Below are 25,695 nucleotides of genomic sequence, written 5' to 3' on the forward strand. Positions count from 1 at the left end.
ACGGAAAGGATGTGGATATGGAACGTAGCACAACCGCACGGCGCTCGGCGGGGCTCATCGCCCTGCTGTGCGCGCTGGTCTTGGCGCTCGGCGTGGCTCTGGCCCCGCTGAGTGTCCAGGCAGCCGAGTCTGCGGGCTCGTCTGCGGCCGATAAGGCCGCCAGCACGGGTGCCACTCGCGAGTTCACGGACTCGCTGGGCCGCACCGTCGAGATCCCGGAGAACGTCACGGCCATCGCCGCCTCGGGCCCGCTGGCCCAGCAGGTGCTCATGACCATCGCCCCCGACAAGCTCGTGGGCCTGGCCAGCGAGCTCTCCGACTCGCAGAAGAAGTACTTCGGCGAGCAGTATGGTGACCTGCCCGTGTTTGGCCAGTTCTACGGCGGCAAGGGCGACACGCTGAACAAGGAGGCCGTCGCCGCTGCCAACCCCCAGGTCGTCATCGACGTGGGCGAGGAGAAGGACGGCATGGCGGAGGACTTCGACGCCCTGCAGGATCAGATGGGCATCCCGGTCGTCCACATCGCCTCGACGCTTGCCACCTACGATCAGGCTTACACGATGCTGGGCGAGCTGCTCGGCATGCCTGACAAGGCCAAGGAGCTGGCTGACTACTGCGCCAACGCTTACGAGCAGGTCAAGAGCGTCATGGACTCCATTCCCGAGGACGAGCGCACCTCCGTGCTCTATCTGACGGGCGAGGACGGCACGAGCGTGCTGGCCAAGGGCTCCTATCAGGCCAACGTCATCGACATGGTTGCCAACAACGCAGCCGTCGTCGACGACCCGTCTGCCAAGTCCAACCAGACGAGCCTCGAGCAGATCTCGAACTGGAACCCCGAAGTCATCATCTTTGCTCCGAAGAGCTACTACGACAAGGCCGCCGACGACCCCACGTGGTCTGCTCTGACGGCCATCTCGTCCGGCTCGTACTACCAGGTGCCTGCTGAGCCGTTCAACTGGCTCAACGGTCCGCCGTCGGTCAACCAGGTGCTCGGCATGCAGTGGCTGCCGCGCATCCTGTACGCCGATAAGTTTGACGACAGCCTGTACGATGTTGTCTCTAGCTACTATAAGACGTTCTACGGCTACGATCTCACGCAGGACGAGTTTAACGAGCTGACGGCTACCGCTGTCCCCGAGGACCTCAAGTAAGATTCCTTCTCAGGGGCGCTGTGCCTGAACGCGTTGCGTCGACATTTTAAAAAAGGCCCGGCTCGCGGGGTGTTGCATACCCGCAGCCGGGCTTTTGTGTGCGCGAGATGGGGTCGCGCGCTAGGACTATGTTTGTGGGGCAGGAGCACTGGCTGCGCTATGATGCGCCTCGGATGTTGCGGGCGGTGGGAAGGAGATGACCATGGGATCGGATGCGCAACCGCAGTCTTCGCAGGCGCACGGGGCAGGTCGGGCCGGTGCGCGGCCGGACGAGACGGCGCCCATGCAGCCCGTCTCGCGCTACCAGACGCCCGAGGAGGCACTCCACGCGGAGGAGGCAACGCGCAGACGCACGTCTGAGCCAGGCTTCGTTCGCTTCTTCCTGCTGCTTAACCTCGGCCTCATTCTGACAGCCATTTCCATCGTCATATTCAAGGCACCAAACCACTTTGCGTTCGGCGGCACATCAGGTGTCTCGCTCATCCTCAACACGCTTGTTCCGCAGCTGCCCGTGAGCGTGTTTATGTGGATTCTCAACGGCGTCCTCGTCGTGCTGGGCCTTATCTTTCTCAAGCCGAAAGTCGTCGGCTGGAGCATCTACGCCTCGCTTGCCCTGTCGGCCTATACGAGCCTGACCGAGCTTGTCTATCCCAGTGGTGTCTCGCCGACGGGTGACATGTGGCTCGACCTCTGCATGGCGGTCATCCTGCCGGCCGTGGGCAGCGCCATCGTGTTTGATATCGGTGCGTCGACGGTTGGAACGGACATCATCGCGCTCATCCTCAAGGAGCGTACGAGCCTCAAGATCGGCAAGGCCCTGCTCATCGTCGACATATCCATCGTCGTCGTTGCAGCCTTCCTCTATGGGCCGCGCGCCGGTCTGTATTGCGTGCTGGGGCTGTTCGCTAAAACGATGGTCGTGGACAGCGCCATAGAGAGCCTGCACCTGCGCAAGGTGTGTACGGTCATCTGCGCTTGCCCCGAGCGCGTCGAGGAGTTCATCGTGCGCGAGCTTGACCGCACGGCCACGATCACGCTGGGGTACGGTGCCTATTCCGGTCGTCGCGTCGTCATTCTGATGAGCGTGCTGAGCCGGCGCGAGGCCGTCCGCCTGCGCCAGTTCGTGCGCGAGGCCGACCCGGGCGCCTTCATCACGATCGTAAGCAGCTCCGAGATCATCGGCCGCGGCTTCAGAGGGGTGTAGATTCTGCCTGCGCACCTGCGAAGGGCGCCGCTAGACTCCGCGGTCGAAGGCGAGCAGACGCTGGTAGCGCTCGCTCGTGGCCGCAAGCTCTGCGGGCGTGCCGTCCAGCTCGAGGGTGCCGTCCTCAATGAACACGACGCGATCCATGAGCGAGACGCCCTGCAGGTGGTGCGTTACCATGACCACCGTGCGGCCGTCAAGCGCGTCGAACAGCGTGCGTAGCAGCTCGTTCTCTGTAAGCGGATCGAGGCCGACCGTCGGCTCGTCGAGCAGTACGATCGGCGTGTCCTGCAGCAGGACGCGCGCCAGGGCGATGCGGTGGCGCTCTCCGCCCGAGAAGCGCAGGCCGGCCTCGTCGACGACGGTCGCAAGACCCTGGGGCAGCGCCTCGGCCATGGCGCGGAGCCCTACGCGATCGAGCGCCTTCCACGCTTGGGCCTCGCTTGCGAGCGGATTGCCGATGCGCAGGTTGTCGAGCAGTGTCGTGTTAAACAGATATGTGCGTTGCTGGATGACGCCGATGAGGCGCGCGACGCCGTCGCCCATCTCGCACGTGGGCGCGCCGCCTAGCAGGACGCGCCCCTCGTCGGGCACGAGGTCGCCACGGATGAGCGAGGCAAGCGTCGACTTTCCCGATCCGCTACGGCCTAGAATGGCGAGCTTCTCTCCCGGCCTTACCCTGAGGCTGAGGTCGCGCAGCACGGGACACGGCGCCCCGGGGTAAGCGAAGCTCACGTGCTCGATACGGAGCTCCGGCACGGAAAGCCGGTCCGCGCTATACGCGACCTGGGACTTTCCCGAACTCTCACGCTGCGTCTCATCATCACTGTCATTCTGAGCTTTATCGTGAGACTTCTTCCCTTCATCGCTGCTCAGGGGTGCAGGCATCTCGTTGAGCCGCTCGATGGCGTCCAGGTGGGCGTTGGCCTCGACGGCGGCAACAGGCAGGGGGGCGAACGCGTCGATGAGCGGGAAGTATCCCAATACGAACGCGGCGATCCAGTTGGCTGCGCCACCGTGGACGCCGCCGAAGTATAGCCCGCACCACAACAGCAGCACGACAGCCCCTATCCCGAAAAGCACCTGCTGGACAAGGTCTCGGCCATGGTCGAAGCGACGCATAGCCTCTTCCTCCGCACGCAGACTCCGCCTCAGGGGCTGTGATCGCTCGAGATAGTCCTTAGCGCGCTGGGAGAACACCCAATCTGCGACGCCGAGAACGTCGTCGGTGAGCTCGCCGTACAGCTCGTTGCGCAGCGCTTTCACGTGGGCCTGGCGCGCGCCGTTCGCCAGCACGGAGACGAGCGGCACGAGCGTGACATTCGCTCCCAGGATGACGAGCATGCCCAGGGCGAACCACACGTCGAACGCGCCAAGTACTGCGATGAGGATGCCCCACAGCAGCCAAGCGATGACGGCTGGGAATATCGTGCGTAGGTAGAGGTTCTGCACGTGGCCGGTGTCCTGGGCAAGCAGTCCCAGCACGTCGCCCGTGCGCCGCAACGCCCGCTCGAACACGGCACCGCCCTCAAGTGAGCGGTATAGCCTCAGGCGCAGGCTTGACGTCATGCGCAGCACCCAGTCATGGCTCACGAGGCGTTCGAGGTAGCTGAGCAGGGGCTTTCCGATGCCAAAGATGCGCACGAGTATGAGCGGGATCGTCAGCGCGAACACGGAGGCCGGCATCTCGGCTGCCCCGCTGATGGCGAAGCCCGCTGCCACCATGAGGCCGGCGGCAAACGCGAACGCGAGTACGCCAAGCGTCAGGGCGAGCGCCAGCGCCCGACGATACTGCGAGAAGTACGGCCGCACCCAGGCATCGGCGCGCCATACGTCTCGCCAGCGCCGACGTGTGGCGGCGCTGTTAGCCGTCTTTGTAGGGGAGGGCGCCTGGTCCGCGGCGTTCTTGCGCGTGGCATGTGCCTGGCTCATCGCTCCTCGCCTCCTCTCAGTTGGGCGGCAAGTCGGGCGAACGCCCCGCTCGTCGCGCCGATGAGCTCGTCGGGCGTGCCGACCTGTGCGAGCCTGCCCCGCTCAAGCACGGCGATGACGTCCATGTCCGTCATCCAGTGCAGGCGGTGTGTCGCAAAGAACACGAGTCGTCCCTCCATGAGCGGCAGCATGCGCTCCTTGAGCTCCATCTCTGTCTCGATGTCCAGGTGCGCCGTCGGCTCGTCGAACAGAAGGATGCGCCGATCATCGTCAAGGAAGGCACGTGCCAGGGCGATGCGCTGGGCTTGCCCGCCCGATAGCGCGCGAGCCCCCTCGCCGACGAGCGTGTCGAGCCCCTGGGGGAGCTCTTTGACGACGTCGCTGAGACCTGCCACCTCTACGGCTCTCCTGATCTGCGCCTCGGTGGCGTCGGGACGATAGAACGCCACGTTGTCGCGCAACGTCGCGTGGAAAACGTACGGGTTCTGGGGGATGAAAGTCACCTGACGCTGCCAGTCGGCGCGGTGCAGGCTGGCGTAATCGGCGCCGTTGACCGCGATCATTCCGGACGTCGGCTCTGCAAAGCCGCCAAGCAGGCTGATGAGCGTCGACTTGCCCGAGCCGCTCATGCCGACGATGCCGACTTTCACGAGGCCGCTGACGCGTAGGGACACGTCTTCGAGGGCCGGCTGGGGTACCTCGCAGGTCTGGTTGCTAGCGCGTGCGGGGGGCACTTCGCGGAGGGCGGCCAGCTGCGATGCCTGGGCCTCGACCTCAGCTGCGCGCGGGTCGTCGTCATAAACGAACTCGACGTCCTCGGCGCGCTCCTTCTCGGGCGAGCCCTGCTCGAGGGGGCCCGTAAGCTCCGGGTAGGTGAAGCTGACGCTCCGCAGCTCAAGCTCGGAGTCGCCGTCCCACATGCCGATGCCCTCGGGGGCCTGCTGCCCCATGTGGGGCGTTTCGCCCGCCTGCGCTGTGAGCGCGAGGATCGACGCCAGGGCATTTTTGCCGTCGAGCGACGCGTGGAAGTCCGAGGCAAACTCACGGATGGGCCGGAAGTACTCAGGCGAGAGGATGAGCGCCGCCAGGGCGGGCCAGAATGCCAGCGAGCCGTCGACGACGCGGAAGCCCATCATGATGCAGATGCCGGCGAGCCCCAGCGTCGTGAACAGGTCGAGCACGGCGCTCGACAGCGTTGCCACGCGCAGCGTCTTGATCGTGGCCGCGCGGAACTTCTCGCTGACGTCGTAGATCTGCGCTCCGTGTTCGCGGGCCCGTCCGAAGAGCTTCAGCGTGTCGATGCCGCGCAGCGAGTCGACGAAGTGGTTGGAGAGCCGCTGATACTCGTTTCGCTGACGCGCTGCCTCGTCATGGGCGAGCGATCCCAGGATCACCATGAACAGAATGATGCACGGGAAGATGGCGAGTGCTATGAGGCCGGTCACCCAGTCGAGGACGAACAGGGCGACGAGCAGCCCAAGCGGCACGACGAGCAGGTCGGCGAGCTTGGGCAGGATGAGCGAGAGGTAGTTTTCCACCTGGTCGACGCCCTCGACGAGCGTCGTTGTGACGTTGCCGGTGCCCTGCTCCTGCACGAGGCGTGGCCCGACGGAAAACGTCGTGCGTAGCAGGTCGTCGCGCAGCTCGGATGCTCGCTCGGAGGCAAACGCATCGAGCGCGCGATCCCGCAGGGTCTTGACGAGCTGTCGACCGAGGAAGCAAACGAAGAACAGGGCAACCCAGCCGAGCTGGTCGGTGACGTTGCCGGCGTTCCAGAGGTTGACGATGGCGGTTGTCAGGGCAAGCGCCTGGCCAACGACGAGCCCTGCCTTGACGAGCGCGCTGGCCAGTAGCCAGGCGAGCATGCGACGGGCGCCCGGCAGGCCGAGCACGGCTTTGTCGAACATGTTCACGAGAGCATGCCTCCCGATTCTTTCGCGGGCTGATAGCGAGCCGGAAGTCCCAGTGTATACGACGGGGGCCGTCGCCGACGAATCCCGGCCTGGCGCATGGGATTCATACGACTTTGGACCAATAAGTTATCTGAGACTATCTTATAGAGTTTAACTGGTGTAACTTATGGGGAGCCACAAGAAAAATTGCCGGACGGTGTTGGGCGGACGGGAAAGGGGAGGGACATGGCACGAGACCAGAGGGGCGCGAGCCGGATGGGGAAGCCGTGCCCGAAAGAGACGCCGGCCCCTCCCTCGGACGCCCTGCGACGTGGCAACGCCGTCTCGCGTCGGCTGTGGGCTGCCTTAGGCTTTGCGACGTTCGGCCTCGGTGCGCTGGGGGTGGCTCTGCCGTTTCTGCCGACAACGCCATTCATGCTCGTGGCGGCGTTTTGCTTTGCGCGCAGCTCGGAGCGCCTCAACGCATGGTTTCGCTCGACGGCGCTCTATAAGCGGGTGCTCGAGGGCTATGTGCGCAGCCGCTCGATGACGGTGAAGGCGAAGCTCACGATTCTCGTGCCCGTGACGGCGCTGCTCGCTATCGGCTTCGCGATGATGGGCCGCGTGCCGGTGGGGCGCGTCGTGCTCGCTGTCGTGTGGGCGGCGCATGTCGTCTACTTTGGCTTTGTCGTGCGGACGGATCGCGGCGAGGCATCCCCTTCTGTTCGCACGACCGATCCGGATGACGACCCAGTCGTTTCCGTGCTACGATAGATTCACTTACACCAAATGCGAGGCCTATATGCCATGCCTCGCAGCGCCAAAGGAGACCGATCGGTGAAGCTCTAGACGATGTCGCGCATTTTACGAACCGTTTTCCGTTTTGGGAGCGGCGTTCATCGTCTCACCGAAAGGTTTCCGTCATGGCTAAGCCGTCTTCTGGCATGTCTGTTGCCGGCGTGTCCCTGCGTCTTTCTCATATTACCTACACCTATCCCGGCGCGTCCGATTCCGCACTGTCCGACGTGTGCTTGGCGCTCGGTTCCGGTTGGACGGGCGTCGTGGGCGACAATGGCTGCGGCAAGTCGACGCTTGCCCGTATCGCCGGCGGGCTGCTCATGCCGGATACCGGTTCGGTGGCGCCACGTCTGAGCTGTGCCTATTGCCCGCAGGACACCGATGAGCCGCCTGTCGACCTCGAGGCGTTTGCCTGCGATTACGATGCCCGCGCATGCGAGCTGCGCGCCATGCTCGCCATCGAGGACGAGATGCTCTGGCGCTACGATGCGCTGAGCTGCGGCGAGCGGAAGAAGATACAGATTGCGGTCGCCCTGTGGCGTGGCGCGGAGCTGCTTGTCGTCGACGAGCCGACGAACCACGTCGACGCTGCCTGTCGCGAGCGCATCCGTACGGCGTTGGCTGCCTACGACGGGATCGGGCTGCTCATATCGCACGACCGCGAGCTGCTCGACGCGCTCGTTGTGCGCTGCGCGTGCTTCGAGGCGGGGCGCGTCGTGCTGCGACCGGGCACGTACTCGCGGGCGCACGGGCAGGCCGATATCGAGCGGGCGACGGTGGCTCGCGGCCGCGCCAAGGCGAAGGGCGAGCTTGCGCGGCTCTCGGCGGAGTACGAGGACCGGGCCCAGCTCGCTTCTCGGACGGCGTCTCGGCGAAGCGCGAGGAACCTCGACAAGCACGACAGCGACGGGCGGGAGCGCATCCGCCTCGCCGTCTACACGGGCCAGGATGGCCGGACGGGCGCTCTGGCGAGACGCATGGGCGCGCGTGTCGAGCAGGCGCGAGGGCGGTTGGCTGGCCTTCGCGTCGAGAAGCGCTACGAAGGCGACCTGTGGCTCGACGCCCGCCCACACCCGCGCAAGGTGCTGCTGCGCCTCGATGCTGTCGAGCTGCCGTGTGGGCCGGGACGCGTGATGCGCGTGCCCGAGCTCGTTCTCGGCAACATCGATCACCTGGGCATCTGCGGTCCCAACGGTGCGGGCAAGTCCACGCTGCTGCGTCACATGCTTGCATGTATGCCGGAGGATCTGCCGGTGCTGTACCTCCCCCAGGAGGTTGCTCCTGCTGAGGCGGCGCGCGTCCTTGCGGCCGTGCGGGAGTTGCCCAGTGCGCAGAAAGGTCGCGTGCTGTCTATCGTGGCCCAGCTTGATTCCGACCCCGATCGCATCTTGGCCGGGGATGCTGCGAGTCCTGGCGAGCTGCGCAAGCTGATGCTTGCCGCGGGCGTGCTGGGCAACCCGGCGCTCATCGTCATGGACGAGCCGACGAACCACCTGGACATCCACTCGATCGAGGCGCTCGAGCGGGCGCTGGCGGCATACCCCGGCGCGCTCGTGCTCGTAAGCCACGACGAGGCCTTCCTGGCAGCGGCCTGTCCGAGCTTGCGTCTGCGCCTTGATCCCGGGCCTGCTCAAACTGCCTGTCACCTTGAGCTGCGCTAGGGATACGTGCCGCTGCCTAGCTCATGCGTGGCGAGCCCCGACGGCCCGTTCGGGGTCGACAGAACTGACCTGCGGGGGCCGGTGGGGCTCGCCATCCTTGACCGCCGTCCGCCGAGCTGGTACGTCCTCTATGCCAGCGTCATCGTGAATGCGTGCGATGCAATTGCGCCGGGCGCGAGCAGGCGCATGCCGCGCTTGTCCTCGAGACGGTTGCCCTCATCGGCTGCCGTGGCGCAGCCGCACCAGGGCTCGACGGCCACGAACGGGGCGGTGCCGTAGCTGGCCGACCAGACCCCCAGGTAGTCGAAGCCTGGGAAGTCAAGCCGCACACTGCGCCCCGCGCCTGCGTCGACGAGGCTGACCGTGCGGTCTGGCACGTCGTGCAGCACGATGGTGTCCGTGGCGAAAAGATCGCGCCTCAGGGGCAGGCAGTCGCTGTTCTCGAGCAGCGGTATGGCCTGCTCGAAGTCGAGCAGGCCGCCGTCGACCATCGTGGGCGAGTTTGCGGTCCACGGCCGTGCGAACTCAAGCGAACACCCTTCGAATGCGGGGTTCTTCCCATCCGCCTCCGTATTGCCTTCGTCCCCCGTATGCTGCGCGCCTCCGAGCGGCAGGGCGAAGGCCGGATGCCCACCAACGACGTAGGGCATTGGGGCCTCGCCGGTGTTTTCGACCTCGAAGCGCTGCTCGAGCGTCGTCTCTCCAACGACGGCATAGCCCATGCGCAGGCGAAAGCGGTAGGGGTAGGCTTTCAAGGTCTCTTGCGTTGCCACGCATCCAAGGACCAAGTGCTCCTCGCTGTGTTCGATGACGTCGAACGCCTGAGCGCGCGCGACGCCGTGGCGCCCCATGGGGCAGGGGCCGGCGGCGCTCACTGTGCCCGGCCTCAGCGAGCCCACAATGGGAAACAGCACGGGGGAGCGACGGGGCCACCAGCGGGGATCGCCCTGCCAAAGGTACTCGATATCGTCGAGCTTGAGGCTCATGAGCTGGGCGCCCAGCGTGTCGACCCGTGCGCTCAGCCGCCCGGCCCCTATCGATATCGTCGTCGTTTCCACGGTCGCTAACCTCCCTGGTACTGGCGTTTTTGCGCACCCATGATAGCCGTTGCACGCCGGCTGGCCTCCCGGGTATGGCATATGCGTTTCTGTTCTTCTGCGGGAAGTGTTCATCTCTTCAGGCAACATTCAGAATTTGCCCTCTTTTACTCTGTTTTCAATTGGAGTACGATAATTTTGTGGTGTGGCTGGTCTCGAAAAAATACCCACACGAGACCAGGGAGAGGCTTGAGAGAGGGAGGGTCTGCAATGCTACGCACGAAAAAGCTGTCGCTGGGTGTTGTTGCTGTGCTCTGCATGGCACTCACGTCGGGAGCGGCCGTCATCGCGACTGCCGCGCCTGCCAGTAAGGACGCCTCTGCGGCGCCTGACGCACAGGCTGCGGCCGCCGCGACGCCCGAGCCTGACGAGTTTGGCGTTGTCACGGCCGAGCAGTGGAAGGACATCTACCCCAACGAGTACGCCACGTACATGGAGAACGAGGCCAACTCGCCGGATTCTGGCAAGCACAACTACCTCGAGCTCTATCCGGCACTCAACACGATGTACAAGGGCTACGGCTTCGCGAAGGGCTACGACGAGGCATCGTCGCACCTGTATACGCTCGAGAGCATCAAGGCAACGCCGCGCGTGAACGAAAAGACGCTGGCCAACTGCATCACGTGCAAGACGCCGCAGTTCACCAACACGGTGAACACCGAGGGCGACGAGACGTATGCTCAGCCGTTCGCGGATCTCATCGACAAGTTTACCGAGCCCGTGAGCTGCTTCAACTGCCACGAGAACGATCCGGAGAGCCTGACGGTCACGAGCCAGTTCTTCGTGAACTCCCGCGGTGACGACGCCGACAAGGCGCCGATCGAGTCCGAGGTGTGCGGTCAGTGCCACAACGAGTACTACTTCGATCCGGACACGAAGGCCACGACGAACCCCTACACGGGCCTTGCCGCGATGAATCCTGACGACATCCTCGCGTACTACAACGAGATGGGCTTCAAGGATTGGGAGCACCCGGACACCGGCGCCGCGATGATCAAGGTGCAGCACCCCGAGTTCGAGACGCTCTACGGTGGCGATACCCAGCCGACGATGGTCCAGGCCGGTTACACGTGCGCGGATTGCCACATGGCTGCCACGACGGCTGACGACGGCACTGAGTTCGCGTCCCACAACTGGGTGAGCCCGCTCGACAATGAGCAGCTGCTCGCCGACAACTGCTCGAAGTGCCACGAGGATCTTGCCTCAGAGGTCAAGGCCATCCAGGACGAGGAAGAGGCTCGCGTCACCGCCATCAGCGAGAAGATCGAGGACCTCGTGAACCAGGCTGCTGCCAAGAAGGCCGATGGCTCGCTGGCCGGCGATGATCTCGCCAAGGTGCAGGACCTGCAGCGCACGGCGCAGTTCTACTGGGACTTCGTCATGGTCGAGAACAGCGAGGGTGCGCATAATCCCGACCTGACGTTCGACACGCTCGACAAGTCCGAGGCCGCTGTCGACGAGGCCCTGGCGATGCTTGCCTAGCCTCTTGCTGGATGCTGTACGTGCGTGACTGGCGGCGGCCGACTGGGAAGTTGGCCGCCGTCGAAAGGGACATTGCAAGCGTTGGCGGGCCCATTCGGTGCGAACCGGGTGGGTCCGTCTTTGTTTGGGATACGATGGAAACGTCCCGCCTGCCGCAGAGCAGGCTGAACGCCAGGAGGGGAGCGACGATGGGCGAGGCATACGTCCAAGAAACAACGCAGTCGGCTGACGCTGGCTCGCACGATGCGTCGGGCTTCGTGCTCGTGAGCGACGTCGTGCCCGACGCTATTCAGGAAATCCGCTACTTCTCGACGTACAACTTCCTCGGGCGTCGCGTCGCGGGCTACGAGCAGCCAGTCGCCCTCATGACGCGCGAGGCTGCCGAGGCCCTGCGCGTGGCGAGCGACGAGTTCGTGGCGCGTGACTATCGCATAAAGCTGTTCGATACGTATCGGCCCCAGCGCGCTGTCAATGACTTCATTTCGTGGGCGCGCGACCTTGACGACGTCGCGATGAAGCCGGTGTTCTATCCCGACGTCCCCAAAGACGAGCTGTTCGAGCGCGGGTACATCGCGGCGCGCTCGGCCCACTCGCGGGGGAGCTGTGCCGACATGACGCTGCTCGACATGGCGACCGGCCGCGAAGTGGACATGGGCTCGCCGTTCGACTTCTTCGGCCCGATTTCCCACGCGGACTATGCGGACCTGAGCCCAGAGCAGCTTACTAACCGCGCCCTGCTGCGCGACGTCATGGTCGCGAGCGGCTTTGAGCCCTACCACGAGGAGTGGTGGCACTTCACGCTGGCAGACGAGCCCTACCCCGAGACGCACTTCGACATCCCCGTGAGCGTGGCGAGCGTCGGACGGTAGCTTATGGGTGTGTGGCTCGGTTTGCCCTGCCTTGTCTCGGTTGCCCCGTCTTGCGTGGTTTCTGCCTGGCCGCTTTTCGCGGCTGTGCGAGCTTTTGCAAAACGAGCTTCTGAAATTGGGCGCGGATTGCGGTTCTGCGAGGATTGACTGACCTGGTTCTGCGGTTCTGCAAGGCGTCTTATTGCGTCAGCCTTTCCCACCTGCGGTTTTCGTTTTGTGCGCACTCGGGATCTTTCCGCAAACCTCGCACAACCGCAACCTGCGCCCATTTTGAGGGCACGTCTTTGCAAGATCCCGCACAATCGAAGATCGTGCCCATGGTTCGGGGCGGCGCTCGGGAGAATCGAGCAGGGCGCGAGGGCCTGCCGCGCGGATCGCATCCAAGCGAGGCTTCGCTACTCGATGGGCCGAGCGCGGCCGCGCGTTGTGCCCAAGTCCCGGGGCCTTGGGGCCGCGAGCCCCGGGAATCGCGCTCTGAGCTAGAATGATGCGCCGCTCGCAAAGACAAGCAATCCTAGCCCGGCGGGTCCGGGCTCAGAAAGGTGGCACACCATGTACGGCATACGATCCGTCCTGCTTGCTCAGGAACGCGGTGACTACTCGGAGCATCTGAGCGAGGGCGCCTACGAGCTCGACTGCTCCATGGGCTCGAACCCCTACGGCACGCCACCGCTGGCGCTGCCCGCGGACGTCCTGTCTCACCTGGCACTCTACCCGCACGGCGACGAGGAGCTCATTGGTCTCATCAGGGAGCGCTTTGCTCCCATCCTGCGGATCGCCGACGACATGATTGCCTTTTCGTGCGGCTCCATCGGCACGTGCATGGCGCTCAACCGCATGTGTCTCGAGCCGGGCAAGACCGTCGTCTGCATGGCGCCGACGTTCACGGCCGTCACCGACGACATGGTGACGTACGAGCCGCGCTTCGTCCGCGTCTCCCTGCGCGCCGAGCGCAACTTCGCGTTTGACGTCGACGACGTGCTTGCCGCCATCGAGGCGAGCCCCGGCGCCTTCGTGTACTTCGACAACCCCAACAACCCCACGGGGCAGGTGTTCCCTCTGACTGACGTGCGCCGTATGGCGGAGGCCGCGCGTGCTGCAGGCTCGCTCATCGTCATGGACGAGGCGTATGGCGACTACATGGCCGACGACCAGAGCGCCCTCAGCCTCGTCGAGGAGTTTGACAACCTCGTCGTCGTGCGCACGTTCTCCAAGGGCTTTGGCGAGGCGGGCGTGCGTCTGGGGTACTGCGTTGCGCAGGCCCCCGTCATGGCAGCGTTCCACAAGGTGAATATCCCGTTCGCTAAGAACTCGCTGGCAAACGAGCTTGCTTGCCAGTCGTTGCGTGCGGGGTGGGCCGCCAAGAGCCGCCAGCGCGTGCTGGCCGACAAGCCCCGTCTGCTCGAGACGCTCGAGGACTGCGCTCACCTGCGCGTTGCCCACACCGATCCCGGCGTGTCCATCTCGATGGTGTACGTTGACGATCCGTCCGTGAACCTCGAGCACGTCTTCCTGCAGGCGGGCGTGCGTGCTGTGACGTGCGCGGGCTATGACGGCCTCGGCGCCAACGCCGTGCGTCTCAACCTGCACGAGAACGTCGAGCTCCTCTGTGAGCTCGTGCGGAAGGCTGACGCGCTGCTCGCGTAGGGGGAGCGTTCGTTAACTTTTGAGACATCCGGCCGCATTATGCGTTGAATTGTTTTGCGTGAGCGCTATCATGCGGCCCATCGTATTCGTTGCCCCTGCGGTACTCGAACGCCGCAGGGGCTTTTCGTACCGCGAAAGGCAGGTTTGCATGGCTGAGCACAACACAAGTCCCGCCGCCGTTGGCGCGGCGGGCACGCAGGGGCGCCCTGCGGAGGGGGACCCTCAGGGCGGCGGCAAGGTCAACATCGCCAACGTTCTGAAGTTTTCCGGAGCGTTCGTCGCGTTCATGATCGGGTCGGGCTATGCGTCCGGCCAGGAGATCATGCAGTTCTTCACCGCCTACGGCATCTGGTCTATCGGCGGCCTCATCATCGCGCTCGTGCTGTTCTCCTGGCTGGGCAAGGTGCTCATGAACTACGGCTACCGCCATCGCGAGCTCACGCCCGAGCAGATGCCTGACCAGAGCTTCCGCTACTACTGCGGCAAGTACTTCGGCACGTTCCTCGCGTGGTTCATCCCCGTGTTCCTGTTTCTCGTGTGCGTCGTCATGACGTCGGGCGCAGGCGCAACGCTTGCCCAGTACTTTGGCCTGCCGACGTGGGTGGGCGCGCTGGGCATGTGCGTGCTCGTGTTCGTCACGAACCTGTTCGGCTTCCGCCGGATCGTCGACATCGTGGGCGCTCTGGGCCCGCTGACGATCATCTTCTCCATCGTCATCGCCGTCTTCGCCATCGCGTCCAACCCTGCGGGCCTGGCCAACGTCGCCTCGCATGCCGACGTCTTCGCGAGCATGGCCAACGCCACGAACGGCGCGCCGCTGTGGGCGCTGGCGGGCCTGCTCTACGTCGCGTTCAACATGACGGGTTCGGTGCCCTTCCTCACCCAGACCGGCGCGACGGCCGCTTCGGCGCGCGAGGCCAAGTGGGGCGCGATCGGCGGCGGCATCCTGTTCGTCGTGGCAGGCCTGCTCATGAACCTGGCGCTGCTGTGCTACATCGATGACGTCTCGCAGCTCGAGGTGCCGGTCCTGTTCCTGTCCGACCTCATTAGCCCGGTCGTCAGCGTCATCTTTGCCATCATCCTGCTCGACGAGATCTACTCCACGGCTGCCCCGATGATGTGGACGTCCGTGAACCGCTTTGCTCCCGAGGGCACGAAGCTCAACAAGGTCGTGCTCGCCGGATTCTCGGTGCTCGTGCTGCTTATCGTGCTGAGCCCGCTGTCTTACGGTCAGCTGCTCGGTATCGTGTATCCCTACACCGGCTACATCGGCATCCTGTTCATCATTTGCGTTATCGTGCGCCAGTGCATCGAGCGCTACAACCGCAGCAAGGGCCTCGACATCGAGACGCCGCTCATCTTCAAGAAGTAGGGTTGTGCGTGGGGAGGGGTTGGTCTATCCTTCCCGGTGATCGTGATTTGCAAGGCAAGGAGAACGCCCGTGCCCGACTTCCGGTTTGCGGAGTAGAGCACGGGCGTTTTTTGGTGTTCACTATGCCGTGCGTCGTCACGTGCGGGAAAGCGGCATAACTGGCGAAAAGGTGCGTGGCAGTCGGGAGTTACCGCAGGTGCGGGGGATTCGCTGCGGTAGCGCCAGCTCAGAGAAGAACAAAAGTCCAGCCTTTTGGCCAAAAATACCCTGCTTTGCGAGGCGATAGAACGCTCTCGGGCTGCGAAGGTCCTTTTTGCCCGCCTGGCGCCCCGGGCCCACCTGCGGTTTCTCTTTCGCTGCCTTTTGTTGGTGGGCCATGTGGCCCCCACAGACTCGCAAAGCGGGGTAGTTTTGGCCAAACGGGTAGGTCGCGGGTCGTTTCTGCCTCCCGCATGGGCATCCAAGGCCTTGCGCAAGGATTTCCGGTCTCAGACTCGAGGTTCGCAGGCGGGCGGCCAACCAAAAGGCCCCGCGCCCCGGGTGGGAATTCTCCCAAACCGGAACACGGGGCCTTGCGTAGGGCGGAAATACCTCGCTACTCTGCGGCGAGCTCCTCGTGGGCGGCGACGTATTTCTTCATGGAGTAGTACGTGATGTCGGAGCGGTTGATGACGCCCACGACCTGGCCGTCGTCGAGCACGGGCACCTTCTTCAGGTGGTTCTCGCCGAGTACGCGGCAGATCTCGGGCAGATCGTCGTGGACGTTGACGCCGATGATGCCCTTCGTCGCGATGCTTGTGGCCGGCAGCATCATGAGCGCGTCGATCTTCTCGTCGAACTGCTGGCCCTCGGGCGTGTTGCTCACCGTGCGAGCAATCATGACGACGGGGTCGACGACGGTGGAGCTACGCGTCGAGAGGAACCGCAGCACGTCGCCGTCGGAGATGAAGCCCACAGCCTTGCCCTGCTCGTCGACGAGCGGGGCGGCGCTGATGCGCTTGTCAACGAACAGCTTCACGGCGTCGAGCACGGTGGCGCCGGCGGGCAGCGCGTACACGTCGCGCTTCATGATGGACTCGATGATCGAGCGCTTCTCTCCCGTGGGATCGCTGACGGCCTTGTCGCCCGGCTTGTCCTTGACGAGCAGCACGACGAGGATGAACCCGATGAGACACAGCACGCCGGCCACGAGGAACGCGACGTTCGTGCCGTGGACGCCGGCGTGCACCGCGTCCATCGTCTGCGCGGCGCTGTTCGTGGCCGCCGTGGACACCGACACGATGACGGCCGTGCCCAGAGAACCTGCAACCTGCCTGAACGTGTTGCTCACGGAGTTACCGTGGTTGATGAGCTTGTTGTCGAGCGCGTTCATGCCCCACGTCATGATGGGCATGTTGACGAGCGACAGCGAGAACAGGCGCACCGTGTACAGCACCGTCAGGTAGACGAGGCTCGTCTCCGTGGTCAGGAACGCGAACGCGAACGTCGTGATCGTCAGCACGCTCGTACCGATGAGCGCTAGCACGCGCGGGCCGTGCTTGTCGAACAGCTTGCCGGCCACCGGGCCCATGAGGCCCATGAGGATGGCGCCGGGCAGCAGCACCATGCCGGACGTCGTGGCGGAGAAGTGCAGGTAGGACTGCAGGTAGATCGGGATGAGGATGCCGGCAACGAGCAGGGCGGCCTGCACGAGCATGCCGATGATCGTCGCGATGAGGAACTTGCGGTTGGCCAACACGCGCACCTGCAGCATCGGCTGGTCCATGTGCAGCTGGCGGTAGAAGAAGAACACGAGCGCCACGACGCCAACAAGCGACGTCACGATGGATGTCACGCTCACGCCGTACGAGCCGATGGCGCTCAGGCCGTAGAGCAGCAGGCCGAAGCCCAGGCTCGACAGGATGACGGACGCGATGTCGAGGCGTGCGTCTTTGTTCGTGCCAGCGCCCTTCTCAAGCACAAGCACGCCTGCGACGATGACGAGCACCGACAGCACGGTGATGGCGTAGAACATGACGTGCCAGCTGTAGTGGTCGATGACGAGGCCGGCGATCGTCGGGCCGATGGCCGGCGCAAACGCGATGACGATGCCGAAGATGCCCATGGCCTGACCGCGCTTGTCGACGGGGAACGTCAGCATGAGCACCGTGCCGACAAGCGGCATGAGGATACCGGCGCCGGCGGCCTGGACGAGGCGGCCAAGCAGCAGCACGGGGAAGATGGGACCCCAGCCGGCTAGTAGGCTGCCCAGCGTGAACATGCCCATGGCGGCGATGAACAGGTTGCGCACAGAGAAGCGGTCCTGCAGGAACGCCGTGATGGGAATCATGATGGCGTTGACGAGCGTGAAGCCGGTCGTGAGCCACTGAGCCGTGGCCGCGTCGACGCCCATTTCGCTCATGACGGACGGCAGCGCGGGCGACACGACCGTCTGGTTGAGGACCGTGACGAACGTGCCGAATATCAGCACGCCCAGCATGGCGATTTTCTTGCCGGACAGACCCATAAAACTCATAGGCAATCGCTTCCTTTCCCGAGGCCTCGGCATCGACGGCGCCGACACGCCGGGATCACCAAATGATGAGGCTGGCGTGACGTCTGGGGCACGGAAGATGCTCGAAGTGAAAATATGCACTCAGTGTAAACTTATCCGATATGTAAGAATTGTGCGAGGCAGAGGCATATACTGCACGCACGGAAATGTCACACCTTGTCCGGGCTGCAGTGCGCACTGCCGGCCGCCGGGAGGAACCCCATGGGTTTGCGCGATCAGAAGAAGAACCGGCTGCGGGGCGACATCGAGCGCTGCACGCTTGAACTCGTCATCGAGCGCGGCGTCGATGCCGTGACGATTGAGGACATCTGCGCGGCGGCGGAGATCTCCAAGAAGACGTTCTTCAACTACTTTCCGTCAAAGGCGGCGGCCATCGTGGGCTACCGGGGCACGTTTCCCGAGGTCGATGAGCTTGTCGAGGCGCTGCACGCGGGGGAGGATGTCGACGCCTGCTACCTGGATACGCTCGTGCACCTGTTCAACTCGCGCGTCGTGCCCAGCGACGACGCCGAGGTGGCTCGACTGCGCGGCGAGGCCCTACGCGCGATGCCGCAACTGTTCTTTCAACAGCAGAAAGCCATGTTCGGTGTGCACCACATCGTGGCCCAGGCCGTGACCGCCTATCTGGGGGAGTGTCCCGCGCGTCGTATGGTGCCGGATCTGTCGCTCGACCAGGAGGCGTTCATCGCGTCGTCGAGCGTTTCGAGCATCGCGCGCATACGTTCGATGCTTGTGGTCGAGGGGCACGCCGATCTGACGGCGGCCCAGACGCGCGAGCTCCTGGCGCGCTGCTTGCTCGCGGCTCCGGAGTCCGCTCCCTCTTCGGGTGCCGCGCCGTCGCCGAGCTCGAATGTGGGCTGACGCTGGTCTCTTTTTGGGAGCCGCTCTATAAAACCCTCAACCAACCTGGGGAAATGTGGCCCAAAACCCTCAAGTCCCCACAGAGAGATTCCCGTCAGCCCTCATTCGACGCGAGAGGGGCGGGCACGGCGTGCGTGCCGGCGGGTGCCGCAGCGCGAGCCGGCGCCGGGTGATGCTGCACAGAAGGCGCGGCCTCCCTGCGGAAAAGCTATGCGACCGGTACAATGGGCTCGATATTGCGAGGGTAGGGCGCAGGCGAGAGGGGACAGGCGATGGGCGAGGCGCAAGGCGAAATGACGGTCTCAGACGTCACGGGAGATCCCGGCGAGCCCTCCGATCGCGTGCCGGTGTTTCTCCTCGAGGCGTTGACGAACCAGTATGGCGCCGACGTGGCCCGACTCATCGTCGAGGAGGGTTATGCCGCCCGCCGCGTCACCAGCCTGCGAGCTAACACTCTTCGTTCGAATGCCGCCGCAGTTGCAGGCGCCCTCGACGCAGCTGGCATCGCTCGCGAGGGCGTCTCGTGGTACGCCGACGCATTCGTGCTGCCCGAGGCTCGCGAGCGTGCCGTGTGGGAGCTGCCTGCCTACGAGCGAGGCGAGCTCTACCTGCAGAGCCTCTCCTCCATGTTGCCGCCGCTCGTCTTGGGGCCGCGTCCCGGTGCCGACGTCCTGGACATGTGCGCTGCGCCCGGCGGCAAGACGACGCAGCTCGCGGCGCTGTCGGGCGGGGCAGCTCACATCACGGCTTGCGAGATGAACGGCCCGCGCGCGGAGAAGCTCGCGTTCAACTTGCGCCGACAGGGGGCCGATGGCGTCAATGTCATGCGGACGGACGCCCGACGCCTCGACGACTTCTTCTCGTTCGACCAGATCTTGCTTGACGCCCCCTGCTCGGGATCGGGCACGGTGAGCGTGGCTGACCCCAAGCTCGCCCAGCACCTGACCCCCCAACTCGTGGTCAAGTCCGTCAAGGCGCAGACAGCCCTGCTCGCCAAGGCGTTGCGCCTGCTCAAGCCGGGTGGTGAGCTCGTGTACTCCACGTGCTCCATTCTTGCGGCCGAAAACGAGGAGGTCGTGTGCGGGGCGCTGCGTAAGGCTCGCGCAAAGGTCGTGCCTATCGAGCTGCCGGGGATTGAGGGCGAGCTTCCGCTGCTTCCCACGACGCTCGACGGCGCCCTGCTCGTTCAGCCTACGCAGCGCTACGAGGGGTTCTTCGTCGCCAAGCTCCGCCGCATGGGCTAGGCGCAGCCAGCTGAATCGGCAAAGCTCGCTGCCGACGAGGCCTGAGACCGCATCAGACGCCTGAATTGCTAAGAATTGACGGTTGGGCGAGGCCCGCAGGCGCGCTCTGTTAAAAATCGCCAGTTTGGTGATCTCGATAGGGGGCGTGGGGGCAGAATTCCGGGCTGTGAGCCCTCGGAATGGACGCTGTGGGCGGCAAATCGCCAATTCCGGGGCTCTATGGGCGCAAAGGACATCGCCAGAACGGCAATTCATAGCAGCGCCTCTCTGCGGAGGTCGCCCAAGCGAAAAAACGTAGCAACACGCATGCCTTTCCTGGTGGGAACGCGCTCGCGGGCTTCCTAAAGCGAGAACCGCGCGACAACGCGGGCGCCGCCGGTGGGGGAGGCGCCGAGCTCAAGCGAGCCTCCGTGCCGCTCGCAGAGCACGCGGGCGATGTTGAGCCCCAGGCCGAGGTGCTCGGCCCCACGGTTCTCGCCAAAGAACGCCTCGCATCCCCGCTCGCGCGCCTCAGGCGAGAAGCCGGGCCCGTCGTCGTCCACGACGAGCACGAGAGTCCGTGCGGAGCCGGTGGTCTGCTCGATGGAGAGGTGGGCCACCACGCGGCTGCGGGCATACCGGGCGGCGTTGGCGAGCAGGTTGTCCGCTACTTCGAGCACGAGCGCCCGGTCCACGGCAATGCGCTCGTGCTCGCTCGGAGTGCCGTTCGCGCAGGCCGGAGCGTTCCCGATGGTGTCAGCCAGCTCGAACGCGACGCCGTGCGGCCGACAGAGCCCGGCGCCCTCCTCGCGTAGCTCGCGAGCAAGCGCGTCCACGTCGATCGAGGCTCGCATGACCTGACGCTCCTCGAGCTTGCGCAGGCTACTCATGGCGGCGACGTAGCGCTCGAGCCGCTCGACCTGCGCTCCGAGCGAGGTGACATCGCGGGCGAGCGCCTCGACATCGAGCTTTCCGGAGTTCCGAGCCGGCGCCGCATCGGCTCGTGTCCTCTCGGTGTCGTTCGCCTGTTCGTCGCCCTCCTGATCCGCGCGCCCTACGTCCGCCGCCTCAATGCGCGCAGCCATGAGCTCGATCTTGCCTCGGAGTACGGTGAGCGGCGTGCGCAGATCGTGCGCAAACGCGGCGTTGAGCCGACGGCGCTCCTCGGATGTGCGCATGAGCTCGTGCTGGGACTGGGCAAGCGAGGCACGCATGACCTCGAAGGAGTCCGCGAGCCGCCCCATCTCGTCACGTCGGTCGTAGCTGACGGTGAAGTCTAGGTCGCGCTCGGCAATCTTGGCGGAGGCATCGTCGAGCAACCCCAGCGCCGGCTTCACGCGCTTGTCGTAGAAGCGCCTCGCTGCCAGGGTGAGCGCCGCCCCAATCCACAGCGGGAACATGGCGACAGAGAGCAGGCCCAGCGTCGTCATCATGGTCCGGGCCCCGGCCGAAGGCTCCTCGTAGAGGTAGTAGGCAACCGGCGATGCCAGCGGGCCTCCGTCGGCAGACGTGGAGCTGGCCGCCTCCTCTATAATGCGGGCCGTTTCGCCGCCGGCCACCTTTTGGACGAGCTGTGTTACTGCTGTTCGTGCCTCGCGGTCGTATGCGGCGAGGTCATCGATGGCGAGCGTGTCGGATGGCTCATCCTTGCTCGAAAACTCCACGATGGTCTGGTCTGCGAGGAGCGGCTCAGTCGGGTAGGGCGTCGACGCGCTCTCAGCGCTGGCGCTTTCGGCTACATCCCCCGGCGCCGGTTCTTTTAAGCTCGTCTTGCCTCCGGTGAATCCCAGGGGCGAGACGGCTGTGAAATCGGCTGTTTCTGAGTCGGTGGCGATGAAGTACAGCCATCCAGTCTCGTTGTCGATGCGCGCGTCCTCCGGCAGGTCGGCAAGCGCGATGCGGCGCGTGCCGTTGCCGGTTGTCTCGACATAGAGCGGCGCGTGCTCCTCGCCGACGTAAACGGAGGTCGCGGGCACGAGCTCGTCGGTTGCTTCGTCGTAGAGATAGAGGCCGGTCAGCTCCCTGCCGTCCTGCGTCGCCTCGTTACCCACCTCGGCGATGCACGCAGCGAGCACCGAGGCGACAATCGCTCCCGCAACGAGGTAGACAACGACATATGTTACGAACGCCCCTTTGAGCGACGCGTTGTGCCAGCGCTTCTTCATGCGCGCTCGCAAGTCATGGATGCGTACGCCCAGCCGCGTACCCCCCCTATGCGCGCCACCGGTACCCCATGTCCCAGATCGTCTCGATGGGGTCGGCCCCGGGGCCGGCACAGGCCATCTTGTTGCGCAGCCGGCGCACGTGCTCCGTGATGACGGATGGATCGCTCTCGCTGTCCCAGCCGCAGACGCGTTCGTGGATGAGCTCGCGCTCGAACACCTGGCCCGGGCTCTTTGACAGCAGTGCCACGATGTCGAACTCGCGCTTTGTCAGCGCTACCGGCTCTCCGCCGACCGCGAGCGTGCGGGCTCGGTAGTCGATGAGGATGTCCCCGGCAAAGCGAACCTGCGCGCGGTTGCGACGACGATCCTCGCGCACGAGGTGGGCACGTATGCGGGCGCCGAGCACGGAGAGCGAGAAGGGCTTGAGCACGTAGTCGTCCCCGCCGACCTCGAAGCCGGTCAGGGCGTCGGCGTCCTCGACGCGCGCCGTCAGAAAGACGATGGGGCAGCTCAGCGTCTCGCGCAGGCGTCGGCAGACCTCGAAGCCGTCGCTGTCGGGCAGGCCCACGTCCAGTATGACGAGGTCTGGCGCGCACGTCGCACGCTCGAGTGCCTCGCGCCCTGTGTGCGCTGTCGTGACGGCATATCCCTGGCCGTTGAGGTATTCGTCGAGCAGCGAGGCGATCTCCGGGTCGTCGTCGACGACGAGGATGCGCCGTCCTGCAAGGGAGGTGCTCTCGTCGCTTTCTTTGTGCTGCTCGTCTGCTGTCACCATGCCGTCTCCTCGCGTGTCATGTGTCCGCGGGGTCATTCTCGGTGAACATTCCCACGAAAGAACCAACGGGCGGCGAACCCGTTGCTGGGGGATCAGCGATTCAGGTCGAGCAGGACGGTCGTTGTGAACGTCGGTCCATTCTGGGAGCCCCGCTCGTCGCGGCGTGTCTCGAGGCGGCCGCCGTGGCGCTGCGCGAGCTGCTCGAGGATGACGAGCCCCCCAGCCGTGCTCGGAAAGCCCCTGGCCACGGGCGTTGCCCGTGCGCTGGTGGTGCTTCGACCGCGCGCTGCCTGCGGGGACCTGCCCTGAGTCCGGGCGCAAGGCCTCGCTCTCGCGCTCCAGGGCGCGCAGTTCGTCGGGGCGCGCGCAACTGTTCTTCACGCGCACGACGTAGAACCCGCCCGCAGCATGGGCGTCGAGCGACAGCGTGCGGCGACCCTCAGGCACGATCTCGCAGGCGTGGATCGCGTTGTCGACGATGTTGGCGAACAGGGCGCACGCCTCCGTGCCGCTCAACGGTAGGTCGGCCGGCACGACGGCGTTGACGCTGTGCGCGATGCCCAGCTCGTCGCAGCGTTCCATCTTCATGGCAAGCAGGGCGTCGGCCACGGGGTTGTCGCAGAGACGGACGCGGGCAGGGCCCAGCGAGCCCACCATCTGCTCAAGCTGCAGGAGTGCCTGGCCGTCTTCGCCACGCGCAAGCAGGTCGTCGATGCCTCCTACCTTGTGGAACATGCCTGCTCGGATGGAGCGCGCCTGCTCGAGCGTCGCTGTGACGCTGACGAGGTGCTGCTGCTGTATGGCGAGCTGCTCGCCCAGCAGCCTTTCGCGAGCGAGCTCTGTCTCGGCGTTCTGGGCGCTAACGATCCGGCGCAGAAGCAGGGGATCCAGGACGGTTGCCACGGCGAGGAGCGCGGCGGCAATCGCGGCGGTGATGTCGCGTGCAGGGGCGGAAAGAGGCTGCAACAACAGCAGGGTGAGCACGGCGCTTGCTAGTTGCATGAGCGGGAGGGTGGCAGGCAGCACGCTGATGCCCTCTGCATGGAGATGACGCGCCATTTGGATGACGAGTGCGATCTGAATGATGCCGGCAAGAGCGACGGCAGCGCAGGCGGCAACATACATCAGAGGCCCTTCTCATCGGGGTCTGCCGGGCAGAGGGACGAAGCGGCGCAGGCGCGCGTCAGGTCGGCGAGCGTACCCTGCAAATGCTCCCTTGCGGCATCGCGTTTATCCTTCTTGAGGAGGGCGGCGGCTGTTGCCAGCTGGTTCTTGAGGTCGTGGCGCAGACGGGCAACATCCTCTATCTCGGCGTTTATGTCCTTGTAGCCCTCGAGCATCGTATCGAGCTGAGCGCTCAATGCGTCTGCGCGCTGCTGAGCACGCTGTTGCCTGCCGAAGCTCTCGACAGAGGCGATGAGAACGGGCGTCAGGACAACGGAGGCGACGAGCAGGACCAGCACGCAGATCACGAGCCCCGCGTTCGGCCTGAGCCCGGCTGAGGACAGTGCTGACAGGGCGATAACAACCGTCGTGCTTGTGAGTCCAAGCACAATGAGCGTAGCAAGGTAGGGCCAGGCATGGCGTCCGACATCGTGAGGCACGCGTCGGTACAGGAACGTCTCGAGGGCTGACAGGCCGCATGCCGTGGCGAGGGGGCCTGCGATCATCGAGGCGATAAAAGGCGCTGGGTGCGCGAGGGCCGCATCCCATGTGATGGTGGCGTCCATCTGCGCGGGCCCGTCGATGAGCAAAGAGCAGATGGAAGATAGCGTTCCCTGGATGGCCGCCGCGGCGGCGGTGACGAGCAGGCTTTTGCCGAAAGTCTTCCGTGGGCAGAACAGGACGGGGAGGAAAAAAATCTGGAACAGGATGAGAATCATGCCGGCGAGCGCGCCGCCTGTCTGGCCAAAGACGATCGGGAGGATCTGACTGCCCAGCGTTGTCAAAAATGCGCGTAGGGACAGCGAGATGGCCCAAAACGCTGGCTTGTGGCGCATGGGCAACAGGCGCGTGAGAAAGAAGAACAGGACGATGTCGCCTGGCAGCTCGTGAACAAAGGCCAAAAGGCTGTCAAAACTGAGCGTTAAGCCCAGGGGCAGGTCGATCATGGGGAGGCGTCCTCTTTCTTTTGCGCGCGAGAGCGGGCGGGTTGCTGCCCCGCACCGCTGACAACGCTCCGATTGTACCGTTCACCGACGCCGCTGAGGGCACTTTCCCGCAGATGGTGAGCGGGCAGCCGTGAATTGCCTACCGTAGCGGACGGCCGTGAATTGCCTACCGTATATGAGGGGAAGTACGCCGCGTGCTCACTTTTCTCCCACGAACATGGTAGCCTGAAGCGCAGAGAGTATCGAGACCGTGTGCCTCGGGCGCTCGTCCGCGCGTCAGACGGGGCGCCCCTGACGGAAGAGGGGAGTCTGGGAGCATGATGATCTCAACCCGGGGACGCTACGCCCTGCGCGCCGTCATCGACCTTGCCGACCACAGCGTCGGAGGGACGTTTGTCCCGCTCGCTGACATCGCGCAGCGACAGGGTCTGTCCGAGAAGTATCTCGAGAGCATCGCGTCGTCGCTGTCGAAGGCCGGCGTCATCGTGGGCGTGCGCGGCAAGGGGGGTGGCTATCGCCTCGCGACCGACCCGGCGGACTGCCGTGTCATTGACGTGCTTCGTGCCACGGAAGGCTCGCTGGCTCCCGTTGCATGCCTGGCATGCTCGACGAACGACTGCGACCGGGCGGGCAGCTGCCCCACGCTTCCCGTGTGGGAGGGCCTGGGATCTGTCGTGGACGAATACCTTGCGGGCATTACGATTGCGCAGCTCATGAGCCAAGGTGCCGCCGGTCTGGATCTTGGTGACGAGGACGTGACGGCGACGCCAGAGGCGTAACGCGGTCGTAACATAAACCTATTGACATACTATATTGATAGGTATGTAATGCCAAACAACCTGACGGGCTGTGATGTCCGCCGCTGCGGCGCGCCGCCGGTGTGCCCTCTTCCTGAAAG

General features: G+C 64.9%; 18 protein-coding genes. 11 read left to right on the forward strand and 7 right to left on the reverse strand.

Annotation, left to right across the window (positions count from 1 at the left end; translation table 11 throughout):
- The first annotated feature begins 17 nt into the window (after positions 1–17).
- Positions 18–1,154, forward strand: a complete 1,137-nt coding sequence (locus tag KHZ24_08150; GenBank protein ID MBS5451163.1) for an ABC transporter substrate-binding protein — start codon at positions 18–20, stop codon at positions 1,152–1,154.
- A gap of 202 nt (positions 1,155–1,356) precedes the next feature.
- The gene (locus KHZ24_08155; protein ID MBS5451164.1) at positions 1,357–2,358 is read left to right on the forward strand and encodes a YitT family protein; all 1,002 of its coding nucleotides are present in this window, start codon (positions 1,357–1,359) and stop codon (positions 2,356–2,358) included.
- Positions 2,359–2,388: 30 nt separating this feature from the next.
- Here the strand turns inward: KHZ24_08155 and cydC are convergent, their stop codons facing one another.
- On the reverse strand, positions 2,389–4,290 hold the full coding sequence (cydC, locus tag KHZ24_08160) for a thiol reductant ABC exporter subunit CydC (GenBank protein ID MBS5451165.1): 1,902 nt from the start codon (positions 4,288–4,290) through the stop codon (positions 2,389–2,391).
- Positions 4,287–6,203 (reverse strand): ABC transporter ATP-binding protein/permease, encoded by a 1,917-nt coding sequence (locus KHZ24_08165; GenBank protein MBS5451166.1) that lies wholly within the window; start codon positions 6,201–6,203, stop codon positions 4,287–4,289. The genes cydC and KHZ24_08165 overlap by 4 nt, the downstream gene beginning before the upstream one ends.
- A gap of 255 nt (positions 6,204–6,458) precedes the next feature.
- Here KHZ24_08165 and KHZ24_08170 point away from each other — a divergent pair, with 255 nt between their 5' ends.
- Both KHZ24_08170 and KHZ24_08175 read left to right on the forward strand, forming a co-directional pair.
- Positions 6,459–6,956: a YbaN family protein gene (locus tag KHZ24_08170; protein ID MBS5451167.1), complete on the forward strand. Its 498-nt coding sequence runs from the start codon at positions 6,459–6,461 to the stop codon at positions 6,954–6,956.
- A 185-nt stretch (positions 6,957–7,141) separates the two neighbouring features.
- Positions 7,142–8,641 (forward strand): ABC-F family ATP-binding cassette domain-containing protein, encoded by a 1,500-nt coding sequence (locus KHZ24_08175; GenBank protein MBS5451168.1) that lies wholly within the window; start codon positions 7,142–7,144, stop codon positions 8,639–8,641.
- 128 nt (positions 8,642–8,769) lie between these two features.
- Here KHZ24_08175 and KHZ24_08180 read toward each other — a convergent pair whose 3' ends face one another.
- The gene (locus KHZ24_08180) at positions 8,770–9,780 is read right to left on the reverse strand and encodes an aldose 1-epimerase family protein (GenBank protein MBS5451169.1); all 1,011 of its coding nucleotides are present in this window, start codon (positions 9,778–9,780) and stop codon (positions 8,770–8,772) included.
- 168 nt (positions 9,781–9,948) lie between these two features.
- Here KHZ24_08180 and KHZ24_08185 point away from each other — a divergent pair, with 168 nt between their 5' ends.
- The 4 genes from KHZ24_08185 to KHZ24_08200 all read left to right on the forward strand — a co-directional run bounded on the left by KHZ24_08185 (position 9,949) and on the right by KHZ24_08200 (position 15,108).
- Positions 9,949–11,220: an ammonia-forming cytochrome c nitrite reductase subunit c552 gene (locus KHZ24_08185; GenBank protein MBS5451170.1), complete on the forward strand. Its 1,272-nt coding sequence runs from the start codon at positions 9,949–9,951 to the stop codon at positions 11,218–11,220.
- A gap of 188 nt (positions 11,221–11,408) precedes the next feature.
- Positions 11,409–12,089 (forward strand): M15 family metallopeptidase, encoded by a 681-nt coding sequence (locus KHZ24_08190; protein ID MBS5451171.1) that lies wholly within the window; start codon positions 11,409–11,411, stop codon positions 12,087–12,089.
- Positions 12,090–12,641: 552 nt separating this feature from the next.
- The gene (locus KHZ24_08195; protein MBS5451172.1) at positions 12,642–13,736 is read left to right on the forward strand and encodes a histidinol-phosphate aminotransferase family protein; all 1,095 of its coding nucleotides are present in this window, start codon (positions 12,642–12,644) and stop codon (positions 13,734–13,736) included.
- Positions 13,737–13,884: 148 nt separating this feature from the next.
- Entirely contained in the window at positions 13,885–15,108 is a 1,224-nt protein-coding gene (locus KHZ24_08200; GenBank protein MBS5451173.1) for a hypothetical protein, read from the forward strand.
- 595 nt (positions 15,109–15,703) lie between these two features.
- Here the strand turns inward: KHZ24_08200 and KHZ24_08205 are convergent.
- Entirely contained in the window at positions 15,704–17,614 is a 1,911-nt protein-coding gene (locus KHZ24_08205) for a DHA2 family efflux MFS transporter permease subunit (protein MBS5451174.1), read from the reverse strand.
- A gap of 249 nt (positions 17,615–17,863) precedes the next feature.
- Between KHZ24_08205 and KHZ24_08210 the strand changes: the two genes are divergently transcribed.
- Both KHZ24_08210 and KHZ24_08215 read left to right on the forward strand, forming a co-directional pair.
- On the forward strand, positions 17,864–18,523 hold the full coding sequence (locus tag KHZ24_08210; GenBank protein MBS5451175.1) for a TetR family transcriptional regulator: 660 nt from the start codon (positions 17,864–17,866) through the stop codon (positions 18,521–18,523).
- A 293-nt stretch (positions 18,524–18,816) separates the two neighbouring features.
- The gene (locus KHZ24_08215) at positions 18,817–19,767 is read left to right on the forward strand and encodes an RsmB/NOP family class I SAM-dependent RNA methyltransferase (GenBank protein ID MBS5451176.1); all 951 of its coding nucleotides are present in this window, start codon (positions 18,817–18,819) and stop codon (positions 19,765–19,767) included.
- Between the two features lie 341 nt (positions 19,768–20,108).
- Here KHZ24_08215 and KHZ24_08220 read toward each other — a convergent pair whose 3' ends face one another.
- The 3 genes from KHZ24_08220 to KHZ24_08230 are packed head-to-tail and all read right to left on the reverse strand — an operon-like array spanning position 20,109 to position 24,797.
- The gene (locus KHZ24_08220; protein ID MBS5451177.1) at positions 20,109–21,911 is read right to left on the reverse strand and encodes a HAMP domain-containing histidine kinase; all 1,803 of its coding nucleotides are present in this window, start codon (positions 21,909–21,911) and stop codon (positions 20,109–20,111) included.
- Positions 21,912–21,957: 46 nt separating this feature from the next.
- Positions 21,958–23,811 (reverse strand): response regulator, encoded by a 1,854-nt coding sequence (locus KHZ24_08225; protein ID MBS5451178.1) that lies wholly within the window; start codon positions 23,809–23,811, stop codon positions 21,958–21,960.
- Positions 23,811–24,797 carry a hypothetical protein gene (locus tag KHZ24_08230; GenBank protein MBS5451179.1) on the reverse strand — a complete coding sequence of 329 codons (987 nt, stop codon included), beginning with the start codon at positions 24,795–24,797 and terminating at the stop codon, positions 23,811–23,813. The genes KHZ24_08225 and KHZ24_08230 overlap by 1 nt, the downstream gene beginning before the upstream one ends.
- Before the next feature lie 317 nt (positions 24,798–25,114).
- On the opposite strand from KHZ24_08230, the gene KHZ24_08235 reads away from it, so the two are divergent.
- On the forward strand, positions 25,115–25,576 hold the full coding sequence (locus KHZ24_08235; GenBank protein MBS5451180.1) for an Rrf2 family transcriptional regulator: 462 nt from the start codon (positions 25,115–25,117) through the stop codon (positions 25,574–25,576).
- Positions 25,577–25,695 lie beyond the last annotated feature (119 nt).

Source organism: Coriobacteriia bacterium (assembly GCA_018368455.1).
Classification (GTDB): Bacteria; Actinomycetota; Coriobacteriia; order Coriobacteriales; family UMGS124; genus JAGZEG01.